Raw genomic sequence first — 23511 nt, forward strand, 5'->3', positions numbered from 1 at the left:
AAATTTCACTCTCGCTCAAGTGTTTGGACGCTTAACCGAAGAACCGTTGGCCGGTTTTGGCCATTTCACGCAGCTTCGCGGTCGGGTGGTACAGCGCGCCCAAATCAGCGTACTGGTCAGCCAGGGCAACGAACTCTGCAACACCGAGCGAATCGATGTAGCGCAGCGCACCGCCACGGAATGGAGGGAAACCAATACCGTAGACCAGACCCATGTCGGCTTCGGCGGCGGTTTCGACAATGCCGTCTTCCAGGCAACGCACGGTTTCCAGGCACAGCGGGATCATCATCCAGTTGATGATGTCTTCGTCAGTGACTTCGCGCTGCTCGTATACGATCGGCTTGAGCACTTCCAGCACCGACGGATCGGCGACTTTCTTCTGCTTGCCCTTCTTGTCGGTCTCATAAGCGTAGAAACCCTTGCCGTTCTTCTGGCCCAGGCGCTTGGCTTCGTAGAGCACATCGATAGCCGAACGGCGATCGTCTTTCATGCGGTCCGGGAAGCCTTCAGCCATGACGTCACGACCGTGGTGACCGGTGTCGATGCCGACCACGTCCATCAGGTACGCCGGGCCCATTGGCCAGCCGAATTTTTCCATGACCTTGTCGATACGGACGAAGTCCACACCGGCGCTGACCAGCTTGGCGAAACCGCCGAAGTACGGGAACAGCACACGGTTGACCAAAAAGCCCGGGCAGTCGTTGACGACGATCGGGTTCTTGCCCATTTTCTTGGCATAGGCAACGGTGGTGGCAACGGCCAGCTCGCTGGACTTTTCGCCACGGATCACTTCCACCAGCGGCATCATGTGCACCGGGTTGAAGAAGTGCATGCCGACGAAATTTTCCGGACGCTTGAGGTTTTTGGCCAGCAAGGTGATGGAAATGGTCGAGGTATTCGAAGCGAGGATGGTGTCCGCTTTGACATGATCTTCGACTTCAGCCAGAACCGCCTGCTTGACTTTCGGGTTCTCGACGACCGCTTCGACCACCAGGTCGACGTGGCCGAAATCACCGTAGGACAGGGTCGGACGAATGCCGTTGAGCACTTCAGCCATTTTCGCCGGGGTCATGCGACCTTTATCGACGCGACCCACCAGCAGCTTCGCGGCTTCCGCCAGACCCTGCTCGATACCGTGCTCGTTGATGTCTTTCATCAGGATCGGCGTGCCTTTGGACGCCGACTGATAAGCGATACCGCCCCCCATGATGCCGGCGCCGAGTACGGCAGCCTGCTTCACGTCTTTGGCGATTTCGTCGTAGGCCTTGGCCTTTTTCTTCAGCTCCTGATCGTTCAGGAACAGACCGATCAAGCTCTGCGCGGCAGAAGTCTTGGCCAGCTTGACGAAACCGGCAGCTTCGACTTCCAGCGCCTTGTCACGACCGAAGTTCGCAGCTTTCTGGATAGTCTTGATCGCTTCGACCGGCGCCGGGTAGTTCGGGCCCGCTTGACCGGCGACGAAACCCTTGGCGGTTTCGAACGACATCATTTGTTCGATGGCGTTGAGCTTGAGCTTTTCCAGCTTTGGCTGACGCTTGGCCTTGTAGTCGAACTCGCCAGAGATGGCGCCTTTGACCAGGTTCAGAGCCGCTTCCTGCAACTTCTCAGGGGCGACTACGGCGTCGACTGCACTCACTTTCAGTGCGTCTTCGGCACGGTTTTCCTTGCCGGAGGCAATCCACTCGATAGCGTTATCGGCACCTATGATCCGTGGCAGGCGCACGGTACCGCCGAAGCCCGGGTAGATGCCCAGCTTGACTTCCGGCAGGCCGATTTTGGCGGTAGTGGCCATGACGCGATAGTCCGCCGCCAGGCACATTTCCAGACCGCCGCCCAGAGCGATGCCGTTGATCGCGGCTACGGTCGGAACATTCAAGTCTTCGAAATCGCTGAAAATTTTGTTGGCTTCGAGGTTCCCTGCAACAAGCTCTGCATCAGGCAGCTTGAAGCTCTCGACAAATTCGGTGATGTCGGCACCGACGATGAACACGTCCTTGCCACTGCTGACGATCACACCCTTGATCGAAGCATCTGCCTTGATGGCGTCTACAGCCTGACGCAATTCGTTCAGGGTTAGACGGTTGAACTTGTTGACGGACTCGCCCTTGAGGTCGAATTTCAATTCGACAATGCCACTTTCAAGAGCCTTAACCGTGATGGCTTTACCTTCGTAAATCATCAACTGATCTCCACGATATGGAAGCTGAACAGTACACGTCGGACGGCTAACTTCTGGCAGGGCAATGACGTTACCGTCGATGCTACGCCAATCCGCCAGGCACACCCGCCAACGCGATAGTCGGGATTCTGTAGGAGCGATCTGTAATACAAACGCTCAATTCATACGCCCGTTTGATTCGGGTACGCCACCTTCACGGAATTTCAGACAATTGTCAATCGCCCAAAATACTGGTTGAAACGAGACCTTGCGGTCACTTCAGCGCCGGGAAGACCATCAACACGCCAGGGCATGTTTGAGCATTCATAAAGTCAATAATTAGAAAAGTCGCCCTAACCCGCACCGACCGTGGCTTTCTCAAGCTACGCTGGCGGGAATCGCAACAAAAATGACACCCTGGGCGAACGCCAAGGCTAGAATCGACGCAACACATGCCGTTGCGATTTACCGAGTTTCCGGCCTGCCTGGCCAACTCCAGCCCGATGACGAATGTCGGGCTTTTTATTGCCTGACAATCCTTGAAATCAACCCAATCCCCCGTAGGAGCTGCCGATAGGCTGCGATCTTTTGATCCTGGCGTTCGCACGAAAAATACATCCCCCGAAAAGATCGCAGCCTATCGGCAGCTCAAGGGCACGCGTACCCACAACAAACAGGCCGGCCGGTCGGCCGCCTCGCTTTGGCTTTTGATCTGGCTTTTGATCTACCCGCCCCTTCGGCAGGCCGAGTGGAGGTGTTCATCAGGGGGGTGGCGCGTAGCGCCGTCAGCGCAGCTGACTCCGCCGCATTGCGGCGCCCCATGATGGACACCGGAGCGAGGGAACACCGAGCCTAGGCGAGGTGCCGAACGCCGGGGCGAGACCTTTGCTTCCTTTGGGGCGTTTGCCAAAGGGAGGCGCCGTAAGGGCGAAACCCTAAGTGGCCGTTACCGCAGAAATGGATATGTACACCAGCAAGAGATAGGCCGGCTACCAGGCCGCCTTCGCGGGCAAGTCGAATCGCCGCACCGCCGCCCCCACAGAAAACCGGATTTCAGGCCAACGCCTTGAGAACCGCTGCAATATCCTGCAAAACACTAGCTTCGCCCTTTTCACCCCAATACAAGACGATCATTTGCTGGTCCGCTTCGATCTTGAACACATTGCCCGGCAACTTTTTGAAATGCTCCAGCAACGTCTCATCCTCACACACCTCCCGCCATTGATTGACCCAGACGCCCGGCGCTGTCTGCCAGTAGCACCAGCACCTCGATTTAACACTGCGCCGAGGCCGGTGATATTGCGCGCAAGGGCTTGGCGGCTCGGGTTCCAGCCAGTGTGGCCACTCCTGAGGGGCCAACTGCATGGCCAGGCCCATGCGTCGCGCCTCCATGCGCAAGGCCATCCGCCCGCTCTGCTGACGCGAGGGTCGCAACCAGGCCAGAGGGCTAAGAACCACCGCAAGGATTGACACCACTATCCAGACCGTCATATGTGTACTCCCGATTCTTGATGAGCGGATTTCGCCGCACTAAATCCAATCCGCTTGAAACCAGCCATACTTACCCATATCGCAATCCTCCGGAGTGCCTTCCATGCCCTACGAACACATCCTGGTCGCAGTCGACCTCACCGAAGAATGCGACCCCGTCATCAAGCGCGCTCGCGAGCTGTCCGTCAGTAATGGCGCCAAACTCTCACTGGTGCATATTGTCGAGCCCATGGCCATGGCGTTTGGCGGCGATGTTCCGATGGACCTTTCGCAACTGCAGCAACAGCAGTTCGACCAGGCTAAAGAACGGCTCGATCGCTTGATCCTGAAATACCCGGAAGCCAGCAAAGCCAACTGCCACCTGACCTACGGCCAGCCGCGCCAGGAAATCCATCACCTGGCCAAGGAACAGGAATGCGACCTGATCGTCGTCGGCAGCCACGGCCGACATGGCCTGGCATTGCTGCTCGGCTCCACGGCCAACGACGTGCTGCACGGCGCGCCTTGCGATGTGCTGGCGGTGCGCCTGATCAAAAGCTGATTCCGGAGCCTCTGATATCCAATGGGAGCGAGCTTGCTCCGGGCGGCGTTCCGACGATGGCGGCCTGACATTCAACATCGATGTCGACTGATTTACCGCTATCGCGAGCAGGCTCGCTCCCACAGTAGGTTTGCGTTTTTGCAAAAAGCCCGGCGCTCACATCAGTGAGGCCGGGCTTTTTTATTGCTGGCGGATCAATCAGGCATCCAGCTCGGCCCAACGCTCGACCAGAGTTTCCAGTTCAGCCTGCAATTGCTCCAATTGAGCGATTACCGCCGCTGTTTGCGCGGCAGGACGCTGATAGAAGCCCGAATCAGCCATTTCAACCTCGACCGCGGCAATTTTCTGCTCTTTGGCTTCGATCTCGCCTGGCAAGCCTTCCAACTCGCGCTGCACCTTGTAGCTGAGCTTCTTCTTGGCCACCGGCGCTTCCTGAGCAGGCGCGGCAGCCACTGGCGCGACAACGGCGGAGGCCAGCTCGGCTTTGCCGGATTTGTTCTCGGTCACGCCCAGCAGGCGCGGCGAGCCGCCCTGACGAATCCAGTCCTGATAACCACCGACGTATTCACGGACCTTGCCCTCACCTTCGAAGACCAGGGTGCTGGTGACCACGTTGTCGAGGAATGCCCGGTCGTGGCTGACCATCAGCACAGTGCCTTTGAAGGTCAGCAAGACCTCTTCCAGCAGTTCGAGGGTTTCCACGTCGAGGTCGTTGGTCGGTTCGTCGAGTACCAGCAGGTTGGCTGGCTTGCTGAACAGTTTGGCCAGCAACAGACGAGCACGCTCGCCACCGGACAGCGCCTTGACCGGCGTGCGGGCACGCTGCGGGCTGAACAGGAAGTCGCCGAGGTAGCTCAGGACGTGGCGGCTCTGGCCGTCGATGTCGATGAAGTCGCGGCCTTCGGCGACGTTGTCGATCACGGTCTTTTCCAGATCCAGCTGATGACGCAACTGGTCGAAGTAGGCCACGTCGATGCGAGTGCCCTCTTCGATCGTCCCGCTGGTCGGCTGCAAGCCGCTGAGCATCAGTTTCAGCAAGGTGGTCTTGCCGGTGCCGTTGGCGCCGAGCAGGCCGATACGGTCGCCGCGCTGCAGGACCATGGAGAAGTCCTTGATCAGGAACGGGCCGTCCGGATGAGCGAAGCTGACGTTCTCGAGGACCATGACTTGCTTGCCGGACTTGTCGGCGGTGTCCAGCAGGATATTGGCCTTGCCGGTGCGCTCGCGACGCTCGCTGCGCTCTACACGCAAAGCCTTCAAGGCGCGGACGCGGCCTTCGTTACGGGTGCGGCGGGCCTTGATGCCCTGGCGGATCCATACTTCTTCCTGGGCCAGGCGCTTGTCGAACAGGTTGTTGGCGGTCTCTTCGGCGGCCAGGGTGGCTTCCTTGTGCACCAGGAAGCTGGCGTAGTCGCCGTTCCAGTCGATCAGGCCGCCACGGTCCAGTTCAAGGATCCGGGTCGCCAGGTTCTGCAGGAAGGAACGGTCGTGCGTGATGAACAGCACCGCGCCCTGGAAATCCTTCAGCGCCTCTTCGAGCCAGGCGATCGCACCGATGTCCAGGTGGTTGGTTGGTTCGTCGAGCAGCAGCAGGTCCGGTTCAGACACCAGCGCCTGGGCCAGCAGGACCCGACGACGCCAGCCGCCGGACAACTCGGCGAGGGTCTTGTCGGCCGGCAGTTGCAGGCGGCTCAGGGTGCTGTCGACCAATTGCTGCAAACGCCAGCCGTCACGGGCTTCGAGGTCGTGCTGGACGTGCATCAGCTTGTCCAGGTCAGCATCGGTGACGATATTCTGGCTCAGGTGGTGATATTGCGCGAGCAATTCACCGACACCGTCCAGGCCTTCGGCAACCACGTCGAACACGGTCCGCTCGTCGGCCAGTGGCAATTCTTGCGGCAATTCGCCGATCTTGAGCCCTGGCGCGCGCCAGACGGAGCCCTCATCGGGCTTCTGGTCACCTTTGACCAGCTTCATCATGCTGGATTTGCCAGTGCCGTTGCGGCCGATGATGCACACCCGCTCACCACGGGCGATCTGCCAGGACACCTTGTCCAACAACGGCATAGCGCCGAAAGCAAGGGACACATCGCTGAATTTGAGCAGGGTCATGAGCTTCTCCAAAAACCGGGGGCGCATTCTACCTGAATCGGGGCCTAATAAGGCCGGCAATTTCAACTTCGAAGCACCCTGAACAACATTTACCCGGAACTTGTACCGGCAAGCTGGCAAAGCTTTCGCCGGCTGCTGGCAAAAGGCTAAGCTACAGCTAATCAGTGTCGACATCGTCGGCACTCGTCACGTTTTCTCTGCCCGGACGTATCATGCGCAGCCGCATTTTCAACTTTTTATCCTGTTTAATTCTTTCTGCCAGTGCCGTTCAATCCGTCCAGGCTGCAGACCTGTCTCAACAACGCCAGTATTACGATGAAGCCAAGCGCGCCCTGGCCAAGGGTGATTCAGGCCCGTATATGCGTTACAGCCAGGCATTGCGCGATTACCCGCTGGAACCCTACCTGGCCTACGACGAGCTGACCTACCGGTTGAAATCCGCCAGCAACGCCGAGATCGAGAAGTTTCTCGCCGAGCACGGTGACCTGCCGCAAGCCAACTGGATGAAACTGCGCTGGTTACGCTGGCTGGCCGAGCGCGGCGACTGGCAACCGTTCGTCAAATACTATGACCCCAAGCTGAATTTCACCGAACTGGACTGTTTGTATGGCCAGTATCAGCTGGGCCACAACCTCAAGGCCCAAGGTTACGCCAACACTGAAAAACTCTGGCTGACCGGCAAAAGCCAGCCCGAAGCCTGCGACGCCTTGTTCGCCCAGTGGGCCGCCGAAGGCCAGTTGACCGAGCAAAAACGCTGGCAACGCGCCAAGCTGGCCGCCGACGCCCGCAACTACCCACTGGCCAACAACCTGGTCAACGGCCTGCGCACCCTCGCCCCCCAGGGCCGGTTGCTGATAGACGTCGCCCAGAAACCGCAATTGCTCGACCAGCCGTCACGCTTCACCCCGGCCAACGAAGCCATGTCCGACGTGGTCGGCCTCGGCCTGCGACGCCTGGCCCGGCAGGACCCGGAGAAAGCGTTAGCCTTGCTCGACGGCTATGCCAGCAGCATGCACTTCTCCCGTGACGAAAAAGTGGCAATTGCCCGGGAAATCGGCCTGACCCTGGCCCGCCGGTTCGACAGCCGCGCGCTGGACGTAATGACCAAATACGATCCGGAGCTGCGTGACAACACCGTCTCCGAGTGGCGTCTGCGTCTATTGTTGCGCCTGGCGCGCTGGGACGATGCCTATCAACTGACCCGCAGACTGCCCCAGGACCTGGCCACCACCAACCGCTGGCGTTACTGGCAGGCGCGCAGCCTGGAACTCGCGCAGCCGCAGAACCCGGAGGCGCAGGTGCTCTATAAAGGCCTGGCCCGGGAACGGGATTTTTACGGCTTCCTGGCCGCCGACCGCACTCAGTCGCCCTACCACCTGAACAACTCGCCACTGGTGCTTAGCCAGCAGTTGATCAACAAGGTGCGCAACACCCCAGGCGTGCGTCGCGCCCTGGAATTCCATGCCCGCGGGCAAATCGTCGATGGCCGCCGCGAGTGGTATCACGTCAGCCGGCACTTCAACCGCGACGAAATGGTTGCCCAGGCCAAACTGGCCTACGACTTGAAATGGTACTTCCCGGCGATCCGCACCATCAGCCAGGCTAAATACTGGGATGACCTGGACATCCGCTTCCCGATGGCCCACCGCGAGACCCTGGTTCGCGAAGCCAAGGTACGTGGCCTGCACTCCAGCTGGGTGTTCGCCATCACCCGCCAGGAAAGCGCCTTCATGGCCGACGCCCGCTCCGGCGTCGGCGCCACCGGCCTGATGCAACTGATGCCCGGCACCGCCAAGGAAACCGCGCGCAAATTCAGCATTCCCCTGGCCTCGCCGCAGCAGGTGCTGGATCCGGATAAAAACATCCAGCTCGGCGCCGCCTACCTGAGCCAGGTCCACAGCCAGTTCAACGGCAACCGCGTGCTCGCCTCCGCCGCCTACAACGCCGGCCCCGGCCGCGTACGCCAATGGCTGCGCGGAGCCGATCATCTGAGCTTCGACGTATGGGTCGAAAGCATCCCCTTCGACGAAACCCGCCAGTACGTGCAGAACGTATTGTCCTACTCGGTGATCTACGGCCAGAAACTCAACGCCCCACAACCGCTGGTGGACTGGCATGAGCGGTATTTTGATGATCAATGAGGGCAATGCCGGCTATGTAGGAGCTGCCGCAGGCTGCGATCTTTTGATCGTGCTTTGAATCGTTAATTAAAAATGCCCGTATCGAGAGATGCGGGCATTTTTGTTCGGCGAACGAAGATCAAAAGATCGCAGCCTGCTTCCCGCGCTCGGTCAATCGGTACCTTTGAACAGGACTATTGGGAGAGCCCGGGTGAGTCATTTCAATCAACCCGGCAACCAGTGCCGGCTTGAGATAGTTGGCCCGGAAAGTTGCCTTATGGGCCAATCCCACCTCTGCCATCAACTCGTTAACCTTCAGCGCGGAACTACCATCAAGCACCCGCAGCAGTCGCGCTACTTGGTCGGTTACTTGGTCGGTTACTTGGTCGGTTGCAGGTTCGCTACGCGCAGCCTCTTCAAGAGCGATGCTTAACGCCTGCAACATGAATTCAACAAAAGGCGTCGCTTCGGCCCGTTGATCGGCAGCCGACAGCGCTGCGTAATAATCGTCCTGTTGGGCGCGAATCACCGCCTCAACCGGCAAATAGGCCAGAACCGGGCGCCACTGACTGAGTATCAAGGTTTGCCAGAGACGGCCCATCCGACCGTTGCCGTCAGCGAACGGATGAATGAACTCGAATTCGTAATGGAATACGCAGCTGATGATCAACGGATGCCAGTCAGAACTTCCAAGCCACTCGAGCAAGTCGTCAATCAACTGCGCCACGCGACTCGGCGGCGGAGCCATATGGATCAACTGCTCGCCACGATAGATGCCCACCCCCGCCTGACGAAATCTCCCTGCATCATCGATCAAGCCCTGCATCAACAGCTCATGGGCCCGCAGCAGATCGACCCGAGCGCTCGACCGCCATCCTGGCATAGCCTCATATGCGGCAAAGGCATTGCGCACTTCCTGGATTTCCCTGGGCAAACCGAGCACGCGCTGACCTGCCAGGACTGCTGTCACTTGTTCCACACTGAGGGTGTTGTTCTCGATCGCCAATGAGGCCTGAATCGTCCGAATCCGGTTGCCACGGCGTAGCTGAGGAGTCTGCCGTGTATCGTCCACGGCCGAAAGCTGACCGATCTGCTCGCTGATCTCGGCGATCAACGCAAGCATCCTGGTGGTCAGGGTCAACGGTGGCTGATAACGGCTCATATCCTCATCCAGGCATGTAACACAGGTCGACATAGTGCCCTAACGCGGCGGTGTTCAGCAGCCCTCTTGATACTCGTGGCTTGTTTCGATCTTTGCTGCGGGCCTGAAAAGATCGCAGCCTGCGGCAGCTCCTACGGTCGGACATCGAGCTCCGGCTTGTCGTCATTGAACTGCAACGCCGCCAACCGTGCATACAACGCGTTGCTGGCGATCAATTGCTGATGGGTGCCGATTGCCACCAGTTTCCCCTGGTCCATCACCGCGATCCGGTCAGCGTTTTTTACGGTGGCCAGGCGGTGGGCGATGACCAGGGTGGTGCGGTTTTTCATCAGGCTGGGTAGCGCTTGCTGGATCAGGTATTCGCTCTGGGCGTCGAGGGCGCTGGTGGCTTCGTCCAGCAGCAGGATCGGTGCATCGACCAGCAGCGCCCGGGCGATTGCCAGGCGTTGCCGCTGGCCGCCGGAGAGACCGAGGCCGGCATCGCCGAGGTGGGTCTGGTAGCCGTGGGGCATCTGCAGGATAAAATCGTGGGCGTGGGCAATCCGTGCGGCCTCTTCGACCTGGGCGAAGGTCGCCGCTGGATTGCCATAGCGAATGTTCTCTTCAATGCTGCCGAAAAACAGCGCCGGGCTCTGCGAAACCAGGGCAAAGCAGCGGCGCAGGTCCAGTGGATCGAGCCGGGTCAAGGGCTGCCCGTCGAGCAGTATTCGACCCTGCTGCGGGTCATAAAAACGCAGCAACAGGTCAAAGATGGTCGACTTGCCCGCTCCGGAAGGCCCGACCAGCGCCAGAGTTTCGCCAGCCTTGATGGTCAGGCTCAGGCCGTCGATGGCATAGCTTTCAGGCCGCGACGGGTAGGAAAAACGCAGATCCTCCAATAGCAGATTGCCTTCGACCCGCTTGGGCAACTTGATCACCCCAGAGGTTGGCGCCTGGATGATGTTTTCCGAACGCAACAACTCGGCAATCCGTTCGGCGGCCCCGGCCGCACGCTGCAGTTCGCCGATCACTTCGCTCAAGGTGCCAAAGGCGCTGCCGACGATCAGGCTGTAAAAAACGAACGCGGCCAGTTCGCCGGCACTGATCCGCCCGGCGATCACGTCCATGCCGCCGACCCAGAGCATCACCCCGACGGCCCCCAGCACCAGCACGATCACCAGGGTAATCAGCCAGGCGCGCTGGACGATACGTTGGCAGGCGGTGATAAAGGCCTCTTCCACCGTCACTGCAAAGCGCTGTTCATCCTGCGGCTGATGATTGTAAGCCTGCACGGTCTTGATCTGGCCGAGGGTTTCGGACACATAGCTGCCGACATCGGCGATGCGGTCCTGGCTCAGGCGCGACAGGCTGCGTACCCGCCGACCGAAAATCAGGATCGGCGCCAATACCAGCGGCAAGGCAACGACCACAATGCTGGTCAACTTGGGATTGGTGATAAACAGCAATACAATCCCGCCGATGACCATCAAGGCGTTACGCAGAAACAGCGACAGCGAAGAGCCGATCACCGATTGCAAAAGCGTGGTGTCGGTGGTCAACCGCGACTGGATTTCCGAACTTCGGTTGTTCTCGTAAAACCCCGGGTGCAGGTAGATCAAATGATTGAACACTTGCCGACGGATATCCGCGACGCAGCGCTCGCCGATCCAGGACACCAGGTAGAAACGCACAAAGGTGCCCACCGCCAGCCCAACTACCAGCAACAGAAACAGGCCGATGGATTGGTTGAGCAGTTGCGGTGACTGGGTCATGAAACCCTGATCCACCAGCAGCCGGATCCCTTGCCCCATGGACAAGGTGATACCCGCCGTGACAATCAACGCGAGCAAGGCGCCGAGTGCCTGCCAGCGGTACGGCGCGACAAAATGAGTGGCCAGGCGGATTGCACGGCGTTGAGTGGCAGAGAGCATGAAAACCATCCAAAAGCACCACCGAAAGGGATAAGTGCAGCCAAGCCTACACCCGCTCATCGGCTGAAACGCTGTAAATCAGAATGAGTGAGGTTAAATATGACCTCTGACACTAGAACCTAGATGTTATTGGTCTAAAGTTCGGGTGGAAGTTTGTAGTTATATCTGGTGGACTGGTGATACCGCTTTGCTGCCCCGCAGGGAACTGTCACAGCGTGGTCACCTGGCGGCTTTATAGTAAGAACACAACCTGATGAGGAGACAGGCCATGTCCTTGCAACACAGTAGCGATGACAAGATTGAAGTGATCCGCACCCAGCCAGACCAATCTCTGGGATGCTCCATTATCGACGCTCAAGGGCGCGAAGTACCGATCACTGAAGGCATGATCCAGGAAGCTTGCCGCGAACTGGAACAGCGATTGGTCAAACCTGCGAAGCAAGACTGACAAATAGCCTCAACTCTTCTTGTACCCGGCTTTGAGGCCGGGTTTTTTATGGGTGTTTTTTGAGGGTCGCTGCGCGACCCATCGCGAGCAAGCTCGCTCCCACAGGGGACCGCGTCAGGCATACATTTTGTGTGCGCCACAAATCCAATGTGGGAGCGAGCTTGCTCGCGATGGGGCCAACTCAGTCCTGAATGGACACCGCCCCAAGCGCCGCCACAATCTGCCGCAATGCCGGCGAATCACCCTCGATGCGCACTTTCAACCCATCAATCTCCCGCCGCTGCGGATAATGCTTGCGCAAGACATCGAACGCGGTGCGCTGCTCTTGCACAGTGCCCACCAGGCTACGACGGAAGTCTGCATCATCACGGCGCGGGTCGTAGACGCCACGGCACAACATGGCCAATGCCCAGGCCGGATCGCTGTCGGCATTCAGGCAGACTTCAGCCAGCCACGGCGCGGGCAACAGATCATCGAGGCTGACCTGAGGCAGCCGGCCCTGGAATGTGCAAAACGCCTGATAGATCTGCGCCGTGCCGCGCTGTTTGCCGTCAAGGCTGTAACCGGCGATATGCGGCGTTGCGATCACGCACAGATCCGCCAGCGCCACATCGACCTGCGGCTCGCCCTCCCAGACATCCAGCACCGCTTGCAGGTCTTCGCGCTGCAACAGCACTTCGCGCAGCGCGGCGTTATCCACCACCGGGCCACGACTGGCATTGAGCAACCAGGTGCCGGGCTTGAGCTGGTTCAAACGGTCTTTATCGAACAAGTGCCAGGTGGGTTGGTCGCCGGATTTACTCAGTGGCGTGTGCAGACTGATGACGTCGCACTGCTCGATGATTTGCTCCAGGCTGACATAGCCCTCGCCATTTACCGCCTGGAGTGGCGGGTCACAGACCAGCACGTTCCAGCCCAGGGCGCGCAGCACCTTGATCAGCCGTGCGCCCACTTCACCGGCACCGACCACCCCATAAGTGCGCTGAGTGAGGTCGGCACCTTCGATTTCTGCCAGGGTCAGGAGACTGCCGAGCACATAGTCAACCACCCCACGGGCATTACACCCGGGAGCGCTCGACCAGCTGATGCCAGCCTGCTCAAAGTAATCGAGATCCAGGTGATCGGTACCAATGGTGCAGGTGCCAACAAACCGCACCTGGCTGCCTTCGAGCAATGCGCGGTCGACGTTGGTCACCGAGCGCACCAGCAGCACATCGGCGTCCTCGATGGCGGCACGGTCGATGGAGCGGCCGGGGAGACGGCGGATCTCACCTAAACCGGCAAAGAAGTCATCGAGCAAGGGGATATTTTCGTCGGCAACAATCAACATGGCAGGCTCCTTTCGCGGAGCCGCAGTATAAGCGCACATGGCACCGCGTAGGAGCTGCCACAGGCTGCGATCTTTTGACTTTAATTGGCTGCTCAATCGAGCAAGGACTCACAAGAGCTGAAGATCAAAAGATCGCAGCCTGCGGCAGCTCCTACAAGGGTGGCATACAACCGATCAATCCCGGGGTTACAGGGATCGGTGCCAAGGGCGGCAGTTTACAAATCCCCAACACGGGAATTTTCCTGACCGTTGCGTCAAGGCGTAGAATGCGCCGCCTTTGCGCATCAAATACTCTGGACGTTTCGCTTGTGAATTCCGTGACTGACCCTGCCGCTACTTCCCTCAACCGCCCTGCCCGGGTTCGCCTGGAGTTGCGTAACCTGCTCAACCTGGCCCTGCCGATCATGATTGCGCAGCTGGCGACCACCGCCATGGGCTTTGTCGATGCGGTGATGGCCGGGCGGGTCGGGCCGGGAGATCTGGCGGCGGTGGCGTTGGGCAACTCGATCTGGGTGCCGGTTTTTCTGTTGATGACCGGCACACTGCTGGCCACCACCCCTAAAGTCGCGCAACGCTTCGGTGCCGGCACTCACGGCGAGATCGGCCCGATTGTGCGCCAGGCGTTGTGGCTGGCCCTGGTGGTCGGCTTGCTGGCGACGCTGATCCTGTTCAATGCCGAGCCGATTCTGCAGGTGATGAAGGTCGACCCCGAACTGATCGGCCCCTGCATGGAATATCTGCGCGGGATCGCCAGCGGTTTTCCGGCCGTCGCGCTGTACCATGTGCTGCGTTGCTTCAGCGATGGAATGGGCCGCACCCGTCCGAGCATGGTCCTGGGCCTGTGCGGGCTGGCGCTGAATATTCCGCTGAACTACGTCTTCATCTATGGGCATTTCGGCGTGCCGGCCATGGGGGGTGTCGGCTGCGGCTGGGCCACGGCGATCGTGATGTGGGTGATGATGCTCGGCATGGCCGGCTGGACTCGCTGGGCGCCGGCCTATCAATCGAGTCAGCTGTTCAGCCGTTTCGATCTGCCGCAATGGGCGGTGATCAAACGCCTGCTGAGCATAGGCCTGCCGATCGGCATCGCGGTGTTCGCCGAGTCGAGCATTTTCGCGGTGATTGCCCTGTTGATCGGCAGCCTCGGCGCCACCGTGGTCGCCGGGCACCAGATCGCCCTGAACTTCAGTTCGCTGGTGTTTATGATCCCCTACTCACTGGGGATGGCCGTGACCGTGCGAGTCGGCCAGGCACTGGGCCGTGAACAGCCGCGCGAAGCGCGTTTTGCCGCGGGAGTCGGAATGGGTACGGCGCTGGCTTATGCCTGTATCTCGGCGAGCATGATGCTGTTGCTGCGCGAGCACATCGCGACCATCTACACCGCCGACCCGAGGGTGATTCAAGTGGCATCGATGCTGATCATCTACTCGGCACTGTTCCAGTTTTCGGATGCGATTCAGGTGACCGCGGCCGGCGCCTTGCGCGGTTATCAGGACACCCGGGTGACGATGATCCTGACGCTGTTCGCCTACTGGGGGATTGGCTTGCCGGTGGGTTACGCCCTGGGCCTGACCGACTGGCTCGGCACGCCCAGCGGCCCGAGCGGGCTGTGGCAGGGGTTGATCGTCGGCTTGAGTTGCGCGGCGCTGATGCTATCGATCCGCCTGACGCGCAGCGCACGCAAGCGAATCCGCATCAGCCGTTCGGCGGATTAAACCAGCTTCTTGCGAATCCAGTAGAGGTAGGTGCCTGCCTCTTCATGCTGCCCGACCAGTTCATGGTCGAGAAACACACAGAACTTCGGGATATCGCGGCGGGTCGAGGGGTCGGTGGCGATCACCTTGAGCAAGCCACCGGGCTCCAGATCACGGATGTGCTGGTGCAGCATCATCACCGGCTCCGGGCAATTGAGGCCAGTGGCGTCGAGGGTCCCGTCGACAGGGGTATCGATCATTTCACTCATACTTCACTCCTGAAACTTGCCGGCATTGTCGCGCATTGCCGGGTATGTGGCGAGGGAGCTTGCTCCCGCTGGGTCGCGAAACGGCCCCAATTCTGGTTATGCGGTCTATCAGAAGATCTCGGCGGCTGGTTTTAGGGCTGCTGCGCCCGAGCGCGGACCGGCCCGCGGGAGCAAGCTCCCTCGCCACACAAGCCCCACATATTAATTCGTGTGATTCAACGGGATTTCGGTTTCTTCACATCCAGTCGGCGCAGGTGACAGGTCACTTCTTCACGGTCGTGGTACAGCTGCTTGCAGCCGATCTCGACCCGAATGCCGCGTTCCTTGAACCCGTCGGCGATGCGTTCCAGCAAGCGCTTCACTTCGGCGTAACGCTGTTTCATCGGCAGCTTAAGGTTGACCACGGCTTCGCGGCAATGCCCCTCGCCAATCCATTCCTCCAGCATCGCCGCATTGCGTGCCGGTTTCTCGACGATGTCGCAGACCATCCAGTCCACCGGCTGCTTGGGCTTGAAGGTAAAACCGTCAGCCATCAGATGCTGGACCAGCCCGGTGTCCATCAGGCTCTCGGCCATCGGGCCGTTGTCGATGGCGGTCACCAGCATGCCGCGATTCACCAACTGCCAGGTCCAGCCGCCGGGTGCGGCACCGAGGTCGACGCCGGTCATGTCGCTGTGCAGGCGCTCGTCCCACTGATCGCGAGGGATAAAGTGGTGCCAGGCCTCTTCCAGTTTCAGGGTCGAACGGCTTGGCGCATCGCGGGGGAACTTCAGACGTGGAATGCCCATCGGCCACATCGCCGAGTTGTGGCTTTCCGCCAGGCCGAGAAACACTTCGCGGCCGCTTTTAAAGGTCAGCAGCAGCCGAGGCTTGCTGGCATCTTCCACCAACTTGCCGGCGCCGGTCAGCGCCTTGCGCAGCGGGCCTTCGAATTTTTTGCAGAAATTCGACAGCTCTTTACCGTCATTGGTATCCACCACCTCCAGCCACAGACTGCCGCAGGTTGGAAACGTCGCCATTTGCGCGAGGATCACGCTGATGCGATCAGTTTCCGGCAAGTCGATAAACATCCCGCGGGCCCATTGCCGTGGGAAGATCAGCTCGGCGAAACGCTGGCCGCGCATCAGCCGCTCGGCACCGTCGTCTTCGGTGCAGACGAACTCGGCGCAGGCGCTGCTGGTCTTGGCCTTGGCATAACCGGCGACATTCAGCCGCGCCGCGTGTTCGGATATCTCGGAACAGACTTCGCCTTCGAAGCCCGGCCGGCAATGCATAAAGAGGGTGTTCATTAATACTCCTGGGCAGTTGGCGAGAAATTCAGCCACTGCGCGACGCTCAGGCTTGCCCTAATCCTGTAGGAGCGAGACTTGCTCGCGATGGACTCAAGGGCGGCGCGTGTATTCAGAAAACACGCGTTATCGTTAACGTCCATCGCGAGCAAGCTCGCTCCTACCCTGAAGCAAAGCCTGTCACGAAAACCGGCGCATGATAGCCGAGTTCGTCACCCCGGACCTGCCCATAGAGTCCGGTTATTAGCCACAAGCGCCAAACAGAGCTAGGTTTAGTGCTCTGCGTCCCGTCAGCTCCGTAGCCGTGCGGACTTAAAGGAGTCATTCAATGCCGTCCCTCGATAGCCTGAAAACCCTTAAAACATTAGAAGTCGACGACAAGACCTATCACTACTTCAGCCTCCCGGAGGCCGCCAAGTCCCTTGGCGACCTCGATCAGTTGCCCATGTCGTTGAAAGTCCTGCTGGAAAACCTGCTGCGCTGGGAAGACCAAAAAACCGTCACCAGTGCCGACCTCAGGGCCATCGCCGCCTGGCTCAAGGAGCGTCGCTCCGACCGGGAAATCCAGTACCGCCCGGCGCGGGTGCTGATGCAAGACTTCACCGGCGTGCCCGCCGTGGTCGATCTGGCCGCCATGCGCGCCGCCATGGCCAAGGCCGGCGGCGATCCGCAACGGATCAACCCGCTGTCGCCGGTGGACCTGGTGATCGACCACTCGGTAATGGTCGACAAGTTCGCCAGTTCCAGCGCCTTCGAACAGAACGTCGACATCGAAATGCAGCGCAATGGCGAACGTTATGCGTTCCTGCGCTGGGGTCAGAATGCATTCGACAACTTCAGCGTGGTGCCGCCGGGCACCGGCATCTGCCACCAGGTCAACCTCGAGTACCTCGGTCGCACAGTCTGGACCAAGGACGAGGACGGCCGCACCTACGCCTTCCCCGACACCTTGGTCGGCACCGACTCCCACACCACCATGATCAACGGCCTCGGCGTGCTCGGTTGGGGCGTCGGCGGCATCGAGGCGGAAGCAGCGATGCTCGGCCAACCGGTGTCGATGCTGATCCCGGAAGTGATCGGTTTCAAACTCACCGGCAAGCTCAAGGAAGGCATCACCGCCACCGACCTGGTGCTGACCGTGACCCAGATGCTGCGCAAGAAAGGCGTGGTCGGCAAATTCGTCGAGTTCTACGGCGACGGCCTCGCCGACCTGCCGCTGGCGGACCGCGCGACCATCGCCAACATGGCCCCGGAATACGGCGCCACCTGCGGCTTTTTCCCGGTGGACGAGATCACCCTGGAGTACCTACGCCTGTCCGGTCGTCCAGCCGAAACCGTAAAACTGGTGGAGGCCTATAGCAAGGCGCAGGGCCTTTGGCGTCTGCCCGGCAAGGAGCCGATCTTCACCGACAGCCTGTCGCTCGACATGGGCAGCGTCGAAGCCAGCCTGGCCGGGCCGAAACGCCCCCAGGACCGGGTTTCTCTGCCAAATGTCGCCCAGGCCTTTACCGACTTCCTCGGCCTGCAGTTCAAACCCACCAGTAAAGAAGAAGGTCGCCTGGAAAGCGAAGGTGGTGGTGGCGTCGCGGTGGGCAGCGCCGATCTGGTCGGCGAAGCGGATTACCACTACGAAGGCCAGACCTACCGCCTGAAAAACGGCGCGGTGGTGATTGCCGCCATCACTTCCTGCACCAACACCTCCAACCCCAGCGTCATGATGGCCGCCGGGCTGGTGGCGAAAAAAGCCGTGGAGAAAGGCCTCAGGTGCAAACCCTGGGTCAAGACTTCCCTGGCCCCCGGCTCCAAAGTCGTCACCGAATACTACAAGGCCGCGGACCTGACCCGATACCTCGATCAATTGGGGTTTGCCCTGGTCGGTTATGGCTGCACCACCTGCATCGGCAACTCCGGTCCCTTGTCGGAGCCGATCGAAAAAGCCATTCAACACTCGGATTTGAGCGTTGCCTCGGTACTGTCCGGCAACCGTAACTTCGAGGGCCGGGTGCATCCGCTGGTGAAAACCAACTGGCTGGCGTCGCCGCCACTGGTAGTCGCCTACGCCCTGGCCGGCACCGTGCGCACCGATATCAGCAGCGAGCCGCTGGGCACCGATACCGAAGGCCAGCCAGTGTACCTGCGCGACATCTGGCCCAGCAGCCAGGAAGTTGCCGACGCGGTGGCCCAGGTCAGTACCAAAATGTTCCACAAGGAATACGCCGAAGTCTTTGCCGGCGATGAGCAGTGGCAAGCGATCGAAGTCCCGCAAGCCGCGACCTACGTCTGGCAGCCAGACTCCACCTACATCCAGCATCCACCGTTCTTCGACAACATCACCGGCCCCTTGCCGGTGATCACCGACATCAAGGGCGCAAGAATCCTGGCGTTGCTCGGCGACTCGGTGACCACCGACCACATCTCCCCGGCCGGCAACATCAAGGCCGACAGCCCGGCCGGCCACTACCTGCGCGAAAAAGGCGTGGAACCGCGGGACTTCAACTCCTATGGCTCACGCCGTGGCAACCATGAGGTGATGATGCGCGGCACCTTTGCCAACATCCGTATCCGCAACGAAATGCTCGGCGGCGAAGAAGGCGGCAACACGATCTACATTCCCACTGGAGAAAAACTGCCGATCTACGACGCCGCCATGCGTTATCAAGCCAGCGGCACGCCACTGGTGGTGATCGCCGGCCAGGAATACGGCACCGGCTCAAGCCGCGACTGGGCGGCCAAGGGCACCAACCTGCTGGGCGTCAAAGCGGTGATCGCCGAGAGCTTCGAGCGAATCCACCGCTCCAACCTGGTGGGCATGGGCGTGCTGGCGCTGCAATTCAAACTCGACCAGAACCGCAAGAGCCTGAACCTGACCGGCAAGGAAACCCTGGCCATTCAGGGTTTGACCGGGGTCGAACTGACACCAAGGATGAACCTGACGCTGGTCATTACCCGCGAAAATGGCAGCAGCGAAAAAATCGAAGTGCTGTGCCGGATCGACACCTTGAATGAGGTGGAATACTTCAAGGCTGGCGGGATCCTGCACTACGTGTTGCGGCAATTGATTGCGTCATAAGGCGTAATAACCAAAACACCGTCCTCTGGGGCGGTGTTTTAGTTTCGGCGGGTAGATAAATCCCCTCCCGATATACTTGCGCGCCCCGCGCAACAATCCATGCAACAAAATTGAGCGCCACCCACACACAGATATCGCACACAATCTCCCAGCAAAAAAAAACCAATGGGGGAGCGAGCCTGCTCGCGATGAACGATAACGCGATTAACCCGTTAAACCGTGACGATCGAGAGCAACCACGGCGTATCGCAAGCAAACGAAGCGATGATCGGCCCTCCCCACACCCGATCATCGCAACCTCCAAACACATATACGCTTAACGGACGGGCATTGAGGCAAGCCCTCTCCCCTAACAAGGATGACCCCATGCTCGCACTGCCCTGGCCGTACCTGACATTCCTCACTGCCGGTTACGTCCTCGCACTCACCTACGGACAATTGGGTGCCCACGCGATCATCGCCATCATCCTGCTACTATTCGCAGGTTTAGCCGTCCTGCAACAAAAGTACTGGTATGGCCGCTATCTCGGCCACGCAGTGTTTGTGCTCCTGGCCCTGGCCCTCGCCCTGCATTGGCTGCCGGGATTTTATAGCGCTCGGCTAATCGACACCGAACGCTTCACCGAGGACGCCGTGCCATTCTCGATGTACCTCAATCTCGACAAACCGCTGATAGGCTTCTGGCTGCTGCTGGTCTGCCCATGGGTCATCGGCCGACGTTCGCTGATTCATGCGCTGTACGTCAGCACGCTGGCCCTGAGCGTAACCGCCATGGCCGCCCTCGGCGGTGGACTCTTGCTGGGAATCATCCAGTGGGCGCCAAAATGGCCCGAGCAGACCCAACTCTGGATGCTGAACAACTTGCTGCTGGTGACCCTGGTCGAAGAAGCGTTGTTTCGTGGTTATATACAAGGCGGCTTGAGCGAGCGTTTCAAACACCTGCCCTATGGCGAGCACCTCGCCTTGCTGCTCGCCTCGCTGCTGTTCGGCCTGGCTCACCTGGGTGCCGGTTGGCAATGGGTGCTCCTGGCAAGCATTGCCGGGGTGGGTTACGGTCTGGCGTACCGTTTTAGTGGGCTGGGCGCGGCAGTGGCCACGCACTTTGGTTTGAATGTGCTGCATTTCGGGTTGTTTACTTATCCGATGTTGGCGGGATAAACGACGATTGAATCCGCAGCGCCGACTGTTGAAATATATTCTTAATAAAACCCTCTCACTGCCGACAACCTGACAAAGCCTTGCGGATTGATAAAAACATGCGTAACAACCAGCCCATTACTCAGCGCGAACGCACCTTCCCCACTCAGCAACGGTTGATTTCCACTACCGACGCAAAAGGCGTGATCACCTACTGCAACGATGCATTCGTTGACATCAGTGGTTTTTCCCGCGAGGAGCTGGTTCGGGCGCCGCATAACCTGGTACGTCACCCTGACGTCCCGGCCGCAGTGTTCGCCCACATGTGGAGTACCCTGAAACAAGGCTTGCCATGGATGGGCATTGTGAAGAATCGCTGCAAAAGCGGTGACCACTATTGGGTCAATGCTTATGTCACACCGGTGTTCGATGGCAAGCAGGTGGTCGGTTATGAATCGGTACGGGTCAAACCCAGCGCCGAACAGATCCGCCGCGCCGAAGCGCTCTACCAACGCATCAACCAGGGCAAGTCGGCTATCCCGCAGAGCGATAAATGGCTACCAGTGCTGCAAGACTGGTTGCCGTTCATCCTGGTCAGCCAGCTGAGTTTCCTGATCGGTATCTGGTTCAACTCGCACTGGGGCTTTGCTCTCGCGGCGGGGCTTTCGGTGCCATTGGGCCTGCTCGGCTTGAGCTGGCAGCAGCGCGGCCTCAAACGCTTGCTGCGCCTGGCAGAACAGACCACTTCGGACCCGTTGATCGCCCAGATGTACACCGACAGCCGCGGTGACCAGGCACGCCTGGAGATGTCGATCCTCAGTCAGGACGCCCGCCTGAGAACCTGCCTGACCCGGCTACAAGACACTGCCGAGCACCTGAACGACCAGGCGCGCCAATCCGACGCCCTGGCGCACAAGAGCTCTTCCGGGCTTGAGCGCCAGCGCGTCGAGACCGAGCAAGTGGCGACCGCTGTCAACCAGATGGCGGCCACCACCCAGGAAGTCGCCAGCCACGTGCAGCGCACTGCCGATGCCACCCAGGAAGCTAACCGCCTGACCAGCCGCGGTCGCGACATTGCCGGCGAAACCCGCGAGGCCATCCAGCGCCTGTCGGTGGTGGTCGGCGAAACGGGCGCCACCGTGACTCAATTGGCCAAGGACAGCAACGAAATCGGCGGCGTGGTCGATGTGATCAAAGGCATCGCCGACCAGACCAACCTGCTGGCGTTGAACGCGGCCATCGAAGCGGCCCGTGCCGGGGAAATGGGTCGTGGTTTTGCGGTGGTTGCCGATGAAGTGCGGCAACTGGCGCAACGCACCAGCGAGTCCACCGGGCAGATCCACAGCCTGATCGCCAAGCTGCAACAGACCGCGAACACTGCCGTGCAAACCATGGACGCCGGCCATCGCCAGGCCGAAGAAGGTGTCGCCCGGGTACTCGAGGCCGACCAGGCCCTGGTGGGGATCAGCGAAGCGGTGGCCCACATCACCGACATGACCACCCAGATCGCGGCTGCTACCGAAGAACAAAGCGCTGTCGCCGAAGAAATCAGCCGCAATATCAGCACCATTGCACAGCTTGCCGATCAGACTTCGGAACAGGCCCAGCATTCGGCGCTGCTGAGTGAGGAGCTTACGCGTACGGCGAATACGCAGTATTCGTTGGTGGAGCGGTTTAACCGGTAATACGTTGGTCAGGTGCCAATACAAAAAAACCGGAACGTTAAACTTCCGGTTTTTTTGTGGGCATCCTCCAAGATCAAAAGATCGCAGCCTGCGGCAGCTCCTACAGTGGGATTGGCGCCCGGCGCGGAGTTGACGGGTGTATCAGACCGGCGGAGCTGGCGCAGCCGCCTGCGATCTTTTGACCTTGAGCTGTGATGGTGGCTGTCAGGTCCCCTTCGCGAGCAAGCTCGATCCCACATTCAATCTCGGTCGCTCACACATTTTGTGTACGCATGCGATCAACTGTGGGAGCGAGCTTGCTCGCGATGAGGGCCGCAATGGCAGCGACATCTCACAGGAGAAATTCACACACCTTGTCGGCCGCGGACTCCAAGTGTTGTTCATGGGTAAAACCCGATGCCTTCAACGGCTTCAAATCATGATCAGCCGCCACCAGCCAATACACTTCGATACTCGGCGCCAACTCATAGCCTTCGACCGCCTGGCGATTTCCCAACGCATCGCGTTCGCCCTGCACGATCAAGGTCGGGGTCTTGAGTTCGGCCAGATGTGCCACCCGCGGTTTTTCCGGTTTGCCCACGGCATAAAACGGATACCCCAGACACACCAGCGCATCCGCCGCCAATTCATCCGCCAGTAAACTGGCCATGCGCCCGCCCATGGACTTGCCGCCGATGGCCAGGCGTCCAGCGACATGACGCCGCACCTGGGCGTAGACCTCGCGCCAGCTTTCCAGCAGTTTCGGCGCCGGATTGGGTGGGCGCCTGCCGCCGTCCAGGCGTCGTTGCGCCATGTAGGGAAACTCGAAACGCAACACGTTGACCCCAAGCCCGGCAAGGCGTGCAGCCGTGTCGTTCATGAAGTCACTGTCCATCGGCGCACCGGCTCCGTGGGCGAGGATCAGCGTGCGCGGCTCGGCTGTCGCAGCCGCTGGTTGCGCGGCGTTCCACAGCCAACCGTGTTCCGTCACACATCGCAGCCATTGATCCCCGTCAATACTGGCCTTGTGCTCTTTGTCCATGCTTGCCTCGCTTTTAGTCTGCCTATAACTCCAGAAGAAGTGAGCGCGCCGTTGCCGTGCGCCGTCGCTCTCAC

Annotated in this window: 16 protein-coding genes; 7 read left to right on the plus strand and 9 right to left on the minus strand. The window is 59.9% G+C overall.

Annotated features, from left to right (window positions below; genetic code table 11):
• Positions 1-31 precede the first annotated feature (31 nt).
• Positions 32-2179, minus strand: a complete 2148-nt coding sequence (gene fadB, locus F8N85_RS17290; RefSeq protein WP_150804769.1) for a fatty acid oxidation complex subunit alpha FadB — start codon at positions 2177-2179, stop codon at positions 32-34.
• Between the two features lie 1032 nt (positions 2180-3211).
• Positions 3212-3649, minus strand: a complete 438-nt coding sequence (locus F8N85_RS17295) for a hypothetical protein (protein WP_150804770.1) — start codon at positions 3647-3649, stop codon at positions 3212-3214.
• A 103-nt stretch (positions 3650-3752) separates the two neighbouring features.
• On the opposite strand from F8N85_RS17295, the gene F8N85_RS17300 reads away from it, so the two are divergent.
• Positions 3753-4190, plus strand: a complete 438-nt coding sequence (locus F8N85_RS17300) for a universal stress protein (protein ID WP_150804771.1) — start codon at positions 3753-3755, stop codon at positions 4188-4190.
• 198 nt (positions 4191-4388) lie between these two features.
• Here F8N85_RS17300 and F8N85_RS17305 read toward each other — a convergent pair whose 3' ends face one another.
• Positions 4389-6302 carry an ATP-binding cassette domain-containing protein gene (locus F8N85_RS17305; protein WP_150804772.1) on the minus strand — a complete coding sequence of 638 codons (1914 nt, stop codon included), beginning with the start codon at positions 6300-6302 and terminating at the stop codon, positions 4389-4391.
• Between the two features lie 212 nt (positions 6303-6514).
• On the opposite strand from F8N85_RS17305, the gene F8N85_RS17310 reads away from it, so the two are divergent.
• The gene (locus F8N85_RS17310) at positions 6515-8443 is read left to right on the plus strand and encodes a transglycosylase SLT domain-containing protein (RefSeq protein ID WP_150804773.1); all 1929 of its coding nucleotides are present in this window, start codon (positions 6515-6517) and stop codon (positions 8441-8443) included.
• A gap of 118 nt (positions 8444-8561) precedes the next feature.
• Here F8N85_RS17310 and F8N85_RS17315 read toward each other — a convergent pair whose 3' ends face one another.
• A complete protein-coding gene (locus tag F8N85_RS17315) occupies positions 8562-9584 on the minus strand; it encodes a Fic family protein (RefSeq protein ID WP_150804774.1) in 1023 nt (340 codons plus the stop codon).
• A 131-nt stretch (positions 9585-9715) separates the two neighbouring features.
• Positions 9716-11503 carry an ABC transporter transmembrane domain-containing protein gene (locus tag F8N85_RS17320; RefSeq protein ID WP_191636199.1) on the minus strand — a complete coding sequence of 596 codons (1788 nt, stop codon included), beginning with the start codon at positions 11501-11503 and terminating at the stop codon, positions 9716-9718.
• Between the two features lie 259 nt (positions 11504-11762).
• On the opposite strand from F8N85_RS17320, the gene F8N85_RS17325 reads away from it, so the two are divergent.
• On the plus strand, positions 11763-11942 hold the full coding sequence (locus F8N85_RS17325) for a PA1571 family protein (RefSeq protein ID WP_150804776.1): 180 nt from the start codon (positions 11763-11765) through the stop codon (positions 11940-11942).
• 181 nt (positions 11943-12123) lie between these two features.
• On the opposite strand, the gene pdxB is transcribed toward F8N85_RS17325, so the two are convergent.
• Positions 12124-13272 carry a 4-phosphoerythronate dehydrogenase PdxB gene (gene pdxB / locus F8N85_RS17330; protein ID WP_150804777.1) on the minus strand — a complete coding sequence of 383 codons (1149 nt, stop codon included), beginning with the start codon at positions 13270-13272 and terminating at the stop codon, positions 12124-12126.
• A 308-nt stretch (positions 13273-13580) separates the two neighbouring features.
• Between pdxB and F8N85_RS17335 the strand changes: the two genes are divergently transcribed.
• A complete protein-coding gene (locus F8N85_RS17335; protein WP_150804778.1) occupies positions 13581-14987 on the plus strand; it encodes an MATE family efflux transporter in 1407 nt (468 codons plus the stop codon).
• Here F8N85_RS17335 and tusA read toward each other — a convergent pair.
• Both tusA and rlmM read right to left on the minus strand, forming a co-directional pair.
• Positions 14984-15235 carry a sulfurtransferase TusA gene (gene tusA, locus F8N85_RS17340; protein WP_150804779.1) on the minus strand — a complete coding sequence of 84 codons (252 nt, stop codon included), beginning with the start codon at positions 15233-15235 and terminating at the stop codon, positions 14984-14986. The two genes, F8N85_RS17335 and tusA, sit on opposite strands and share 4 nt — an antisense overlap.
• 215 nt (positions 15236-15450) lie before the next feature.
• Entirely contained in the window at positions 15451-16524 is a 1074-nt protein-coding gene (gene rlmM / locus F8N85_RS17345) for a 23S rRNA (cytidine(2498)-2'-O)-methyltransferase RlmM (RefSeq protein ID WP_150804780.1), read from the minus strand.
• A gap of 328 nt (positions 16525-16852) precedes the next feature.
• On the opposite strand from rlmM, the gene acnA reads away from it, so the two are divergent.
• The 3 genes from acnA to F8N85_RS17360 all read left to right on the plus strand — a co-directional run bounded on the left by acnA (position 16853) and on the right by F8N85_RS17360 (position 22416).
• Positions 16853-19594: an aconitate hydratase AcnA gene (gene acnA, locus F8N85_RS17350; RefSeq protein WP_150804781.1), complete on the plus strand. Its 2742-nt coding sequence runs from the start codon at positions 16853-16855 to the stop codon at positions 19592-19594.
• Positions 19595-19960: 366 nt separating this feature from the next.
• The gene (locus tag F8N85_RS17355) at positions 19961-20752 is read left to right on the plus strand and encodes a type II CAAX prenyl endopeptidase Rce1 family protein (protein ID WP_150804782.1); all 792 of its coding nucleotides are present in this window, start codon (positions 19961-19963) and stop codon (positions 20750-20752) included.
• A 98-nt stretch (positions 20753-20850) separates the two neighbouring features.
• Positions 20851-22416 carry a methyl-accepting chemotaxis protein gene (locus F8N85_RS17360; protein WP_150804783.1) on the plus strand — a complete coding sequence of 522 codons (1566 nt, stop codon included), beginning with the start codon at positions 20851-20853 and terminating at the stop codon, positions 22414-22416.
• Between the two features lie 331 nt (positions 22417-22747).
• Here F8N85_RS17360 and F8N85_RS17365 read toward each other — a convergent pair whose 3' ends face one another.
• The gene (locus tag F8N85_RS17365; RefSeq protein ID WP_150804784.1) at positions 22748-23437 is read right to left on the minus strand and encodes an alpha/beta family hydrolase; all 690 of its coding nucleotides are present in this window, start codon (positions 23435-23437) and stop codon (positions 22748-22750) included.
• Between the last annotated feature and the right edge of the window lie 74 nt (positions 23438-23511).

Origin of the sequence: Pseudomonas fluorescens, assembly GCF_902497875.1 — a bacterium.
GTDB classification, from domain to species: domain Bacteria; phylum Pseudomonadota; class Gammaproteobacteria; order Pseudomonadales; family Pseudomonadaceae; genus Aquipseudomonas; species Aquipseudomonas fluorescens_BR.

Coding starts and splice junctions, on each gene's coding strand:
- fadB (WP_150804769.1), bottom strand. CDS start 2,179: ATGATTTACGAAGGTAAAGCCATCACGGTTAAGGCTCTTGAAAGTGGC.
- F8N85_RS17295 (WP_150804770.1), bottom strand. CDS start 3,649: ATGACGGTCTGGATAGTGGTGTCAATCCTTGCGGTGGTTCTTAGCCCT.
- F8N85_RS17300 (WP_150804771.1), top strand. CDS start 3,753: ATGCCCTACGAACACATCCTGGTCGCAGTCGACCTCACCGAAGAATGC.
- F8N85_RS17305 (WP_150804772.1), bottom strand. CDS start 6,302: ATGACCCTGCTCAAATTCAGCGATGTGTCCCTTGCTTTCGGCGCTATG.
- F8N85_RS17310 (WP_150804773.1), top strand. CDS start 6,515: ATGCGCAGCCGCATTTTCAACTTTTTATCCTGTTTAATTCTTTCTGCC.
- F8N85_RS17315 (WP_150804774.1), bottom strand. CDS start 9,584: ATGAGCCGTTATCAGCCACCGTTGACCCTGACCACCAGGATGCTTGCG.
- F8N85_RS17320 (WP_191636199.1), bottom strand. CDS start 11,503: ATGGTTTTCATGCTCTCTGCCACTCAACGCCGTGCAATCCGCCTGGCC.
- F8N85_RS17325 (WP_150804776.1), top strand. CDS start 11,763: ATGTCCTTGCAACACAGTAGCGATGACAAGATTGAAGTGATCCGCACC.
- pdxB (WP_150804777.1), bottom strand. CDS start 13,272: ATGTTGATTGTTGCCGACGAAAATATCCCCTTGCTCGATGACTTCTTT.
- tusA (WP_150804779.1), bottom strand. CDS start 15,235: ATGAGTGAAATGATCGATACCCCTGTCGACGGGACCCTCGACGCCACT.
- rlmM (WP_150804780.1), bottom strand. CDS start 16,524: ATGAACACCCTCTTTATGCATTGCCGGCCGGGCTTCGAAGGCGAAGTC.
- acnA (WP_150804781.1), top strand. CDS start 16,853: ATGCCGTCCCTCGATAGCCTGAAAACCCTTAAAACATTAGAAGTCGAC.
- F8N85_RS17355 (WP_150804782.1), top strand. CDS start 19,961: ATGCTCGCACTGCCCTGGCCGTACCTGACATTCCTCACTGCCGGTTAC.
- F8N85_RS17360 (WP_150804783.1), top strand. CDS start 20,851: ATGCGTAACAACCAGCCCATTACTCAGCGCGAACGCACCTTCCCCACT.
- F8N85_RS17365 (WP_150804784.1), bottom strand. CDS start 23,437: ATGGACAAAGAGCACAAGGCCAGTATTGACGGGGATCAATGGCTGCGA.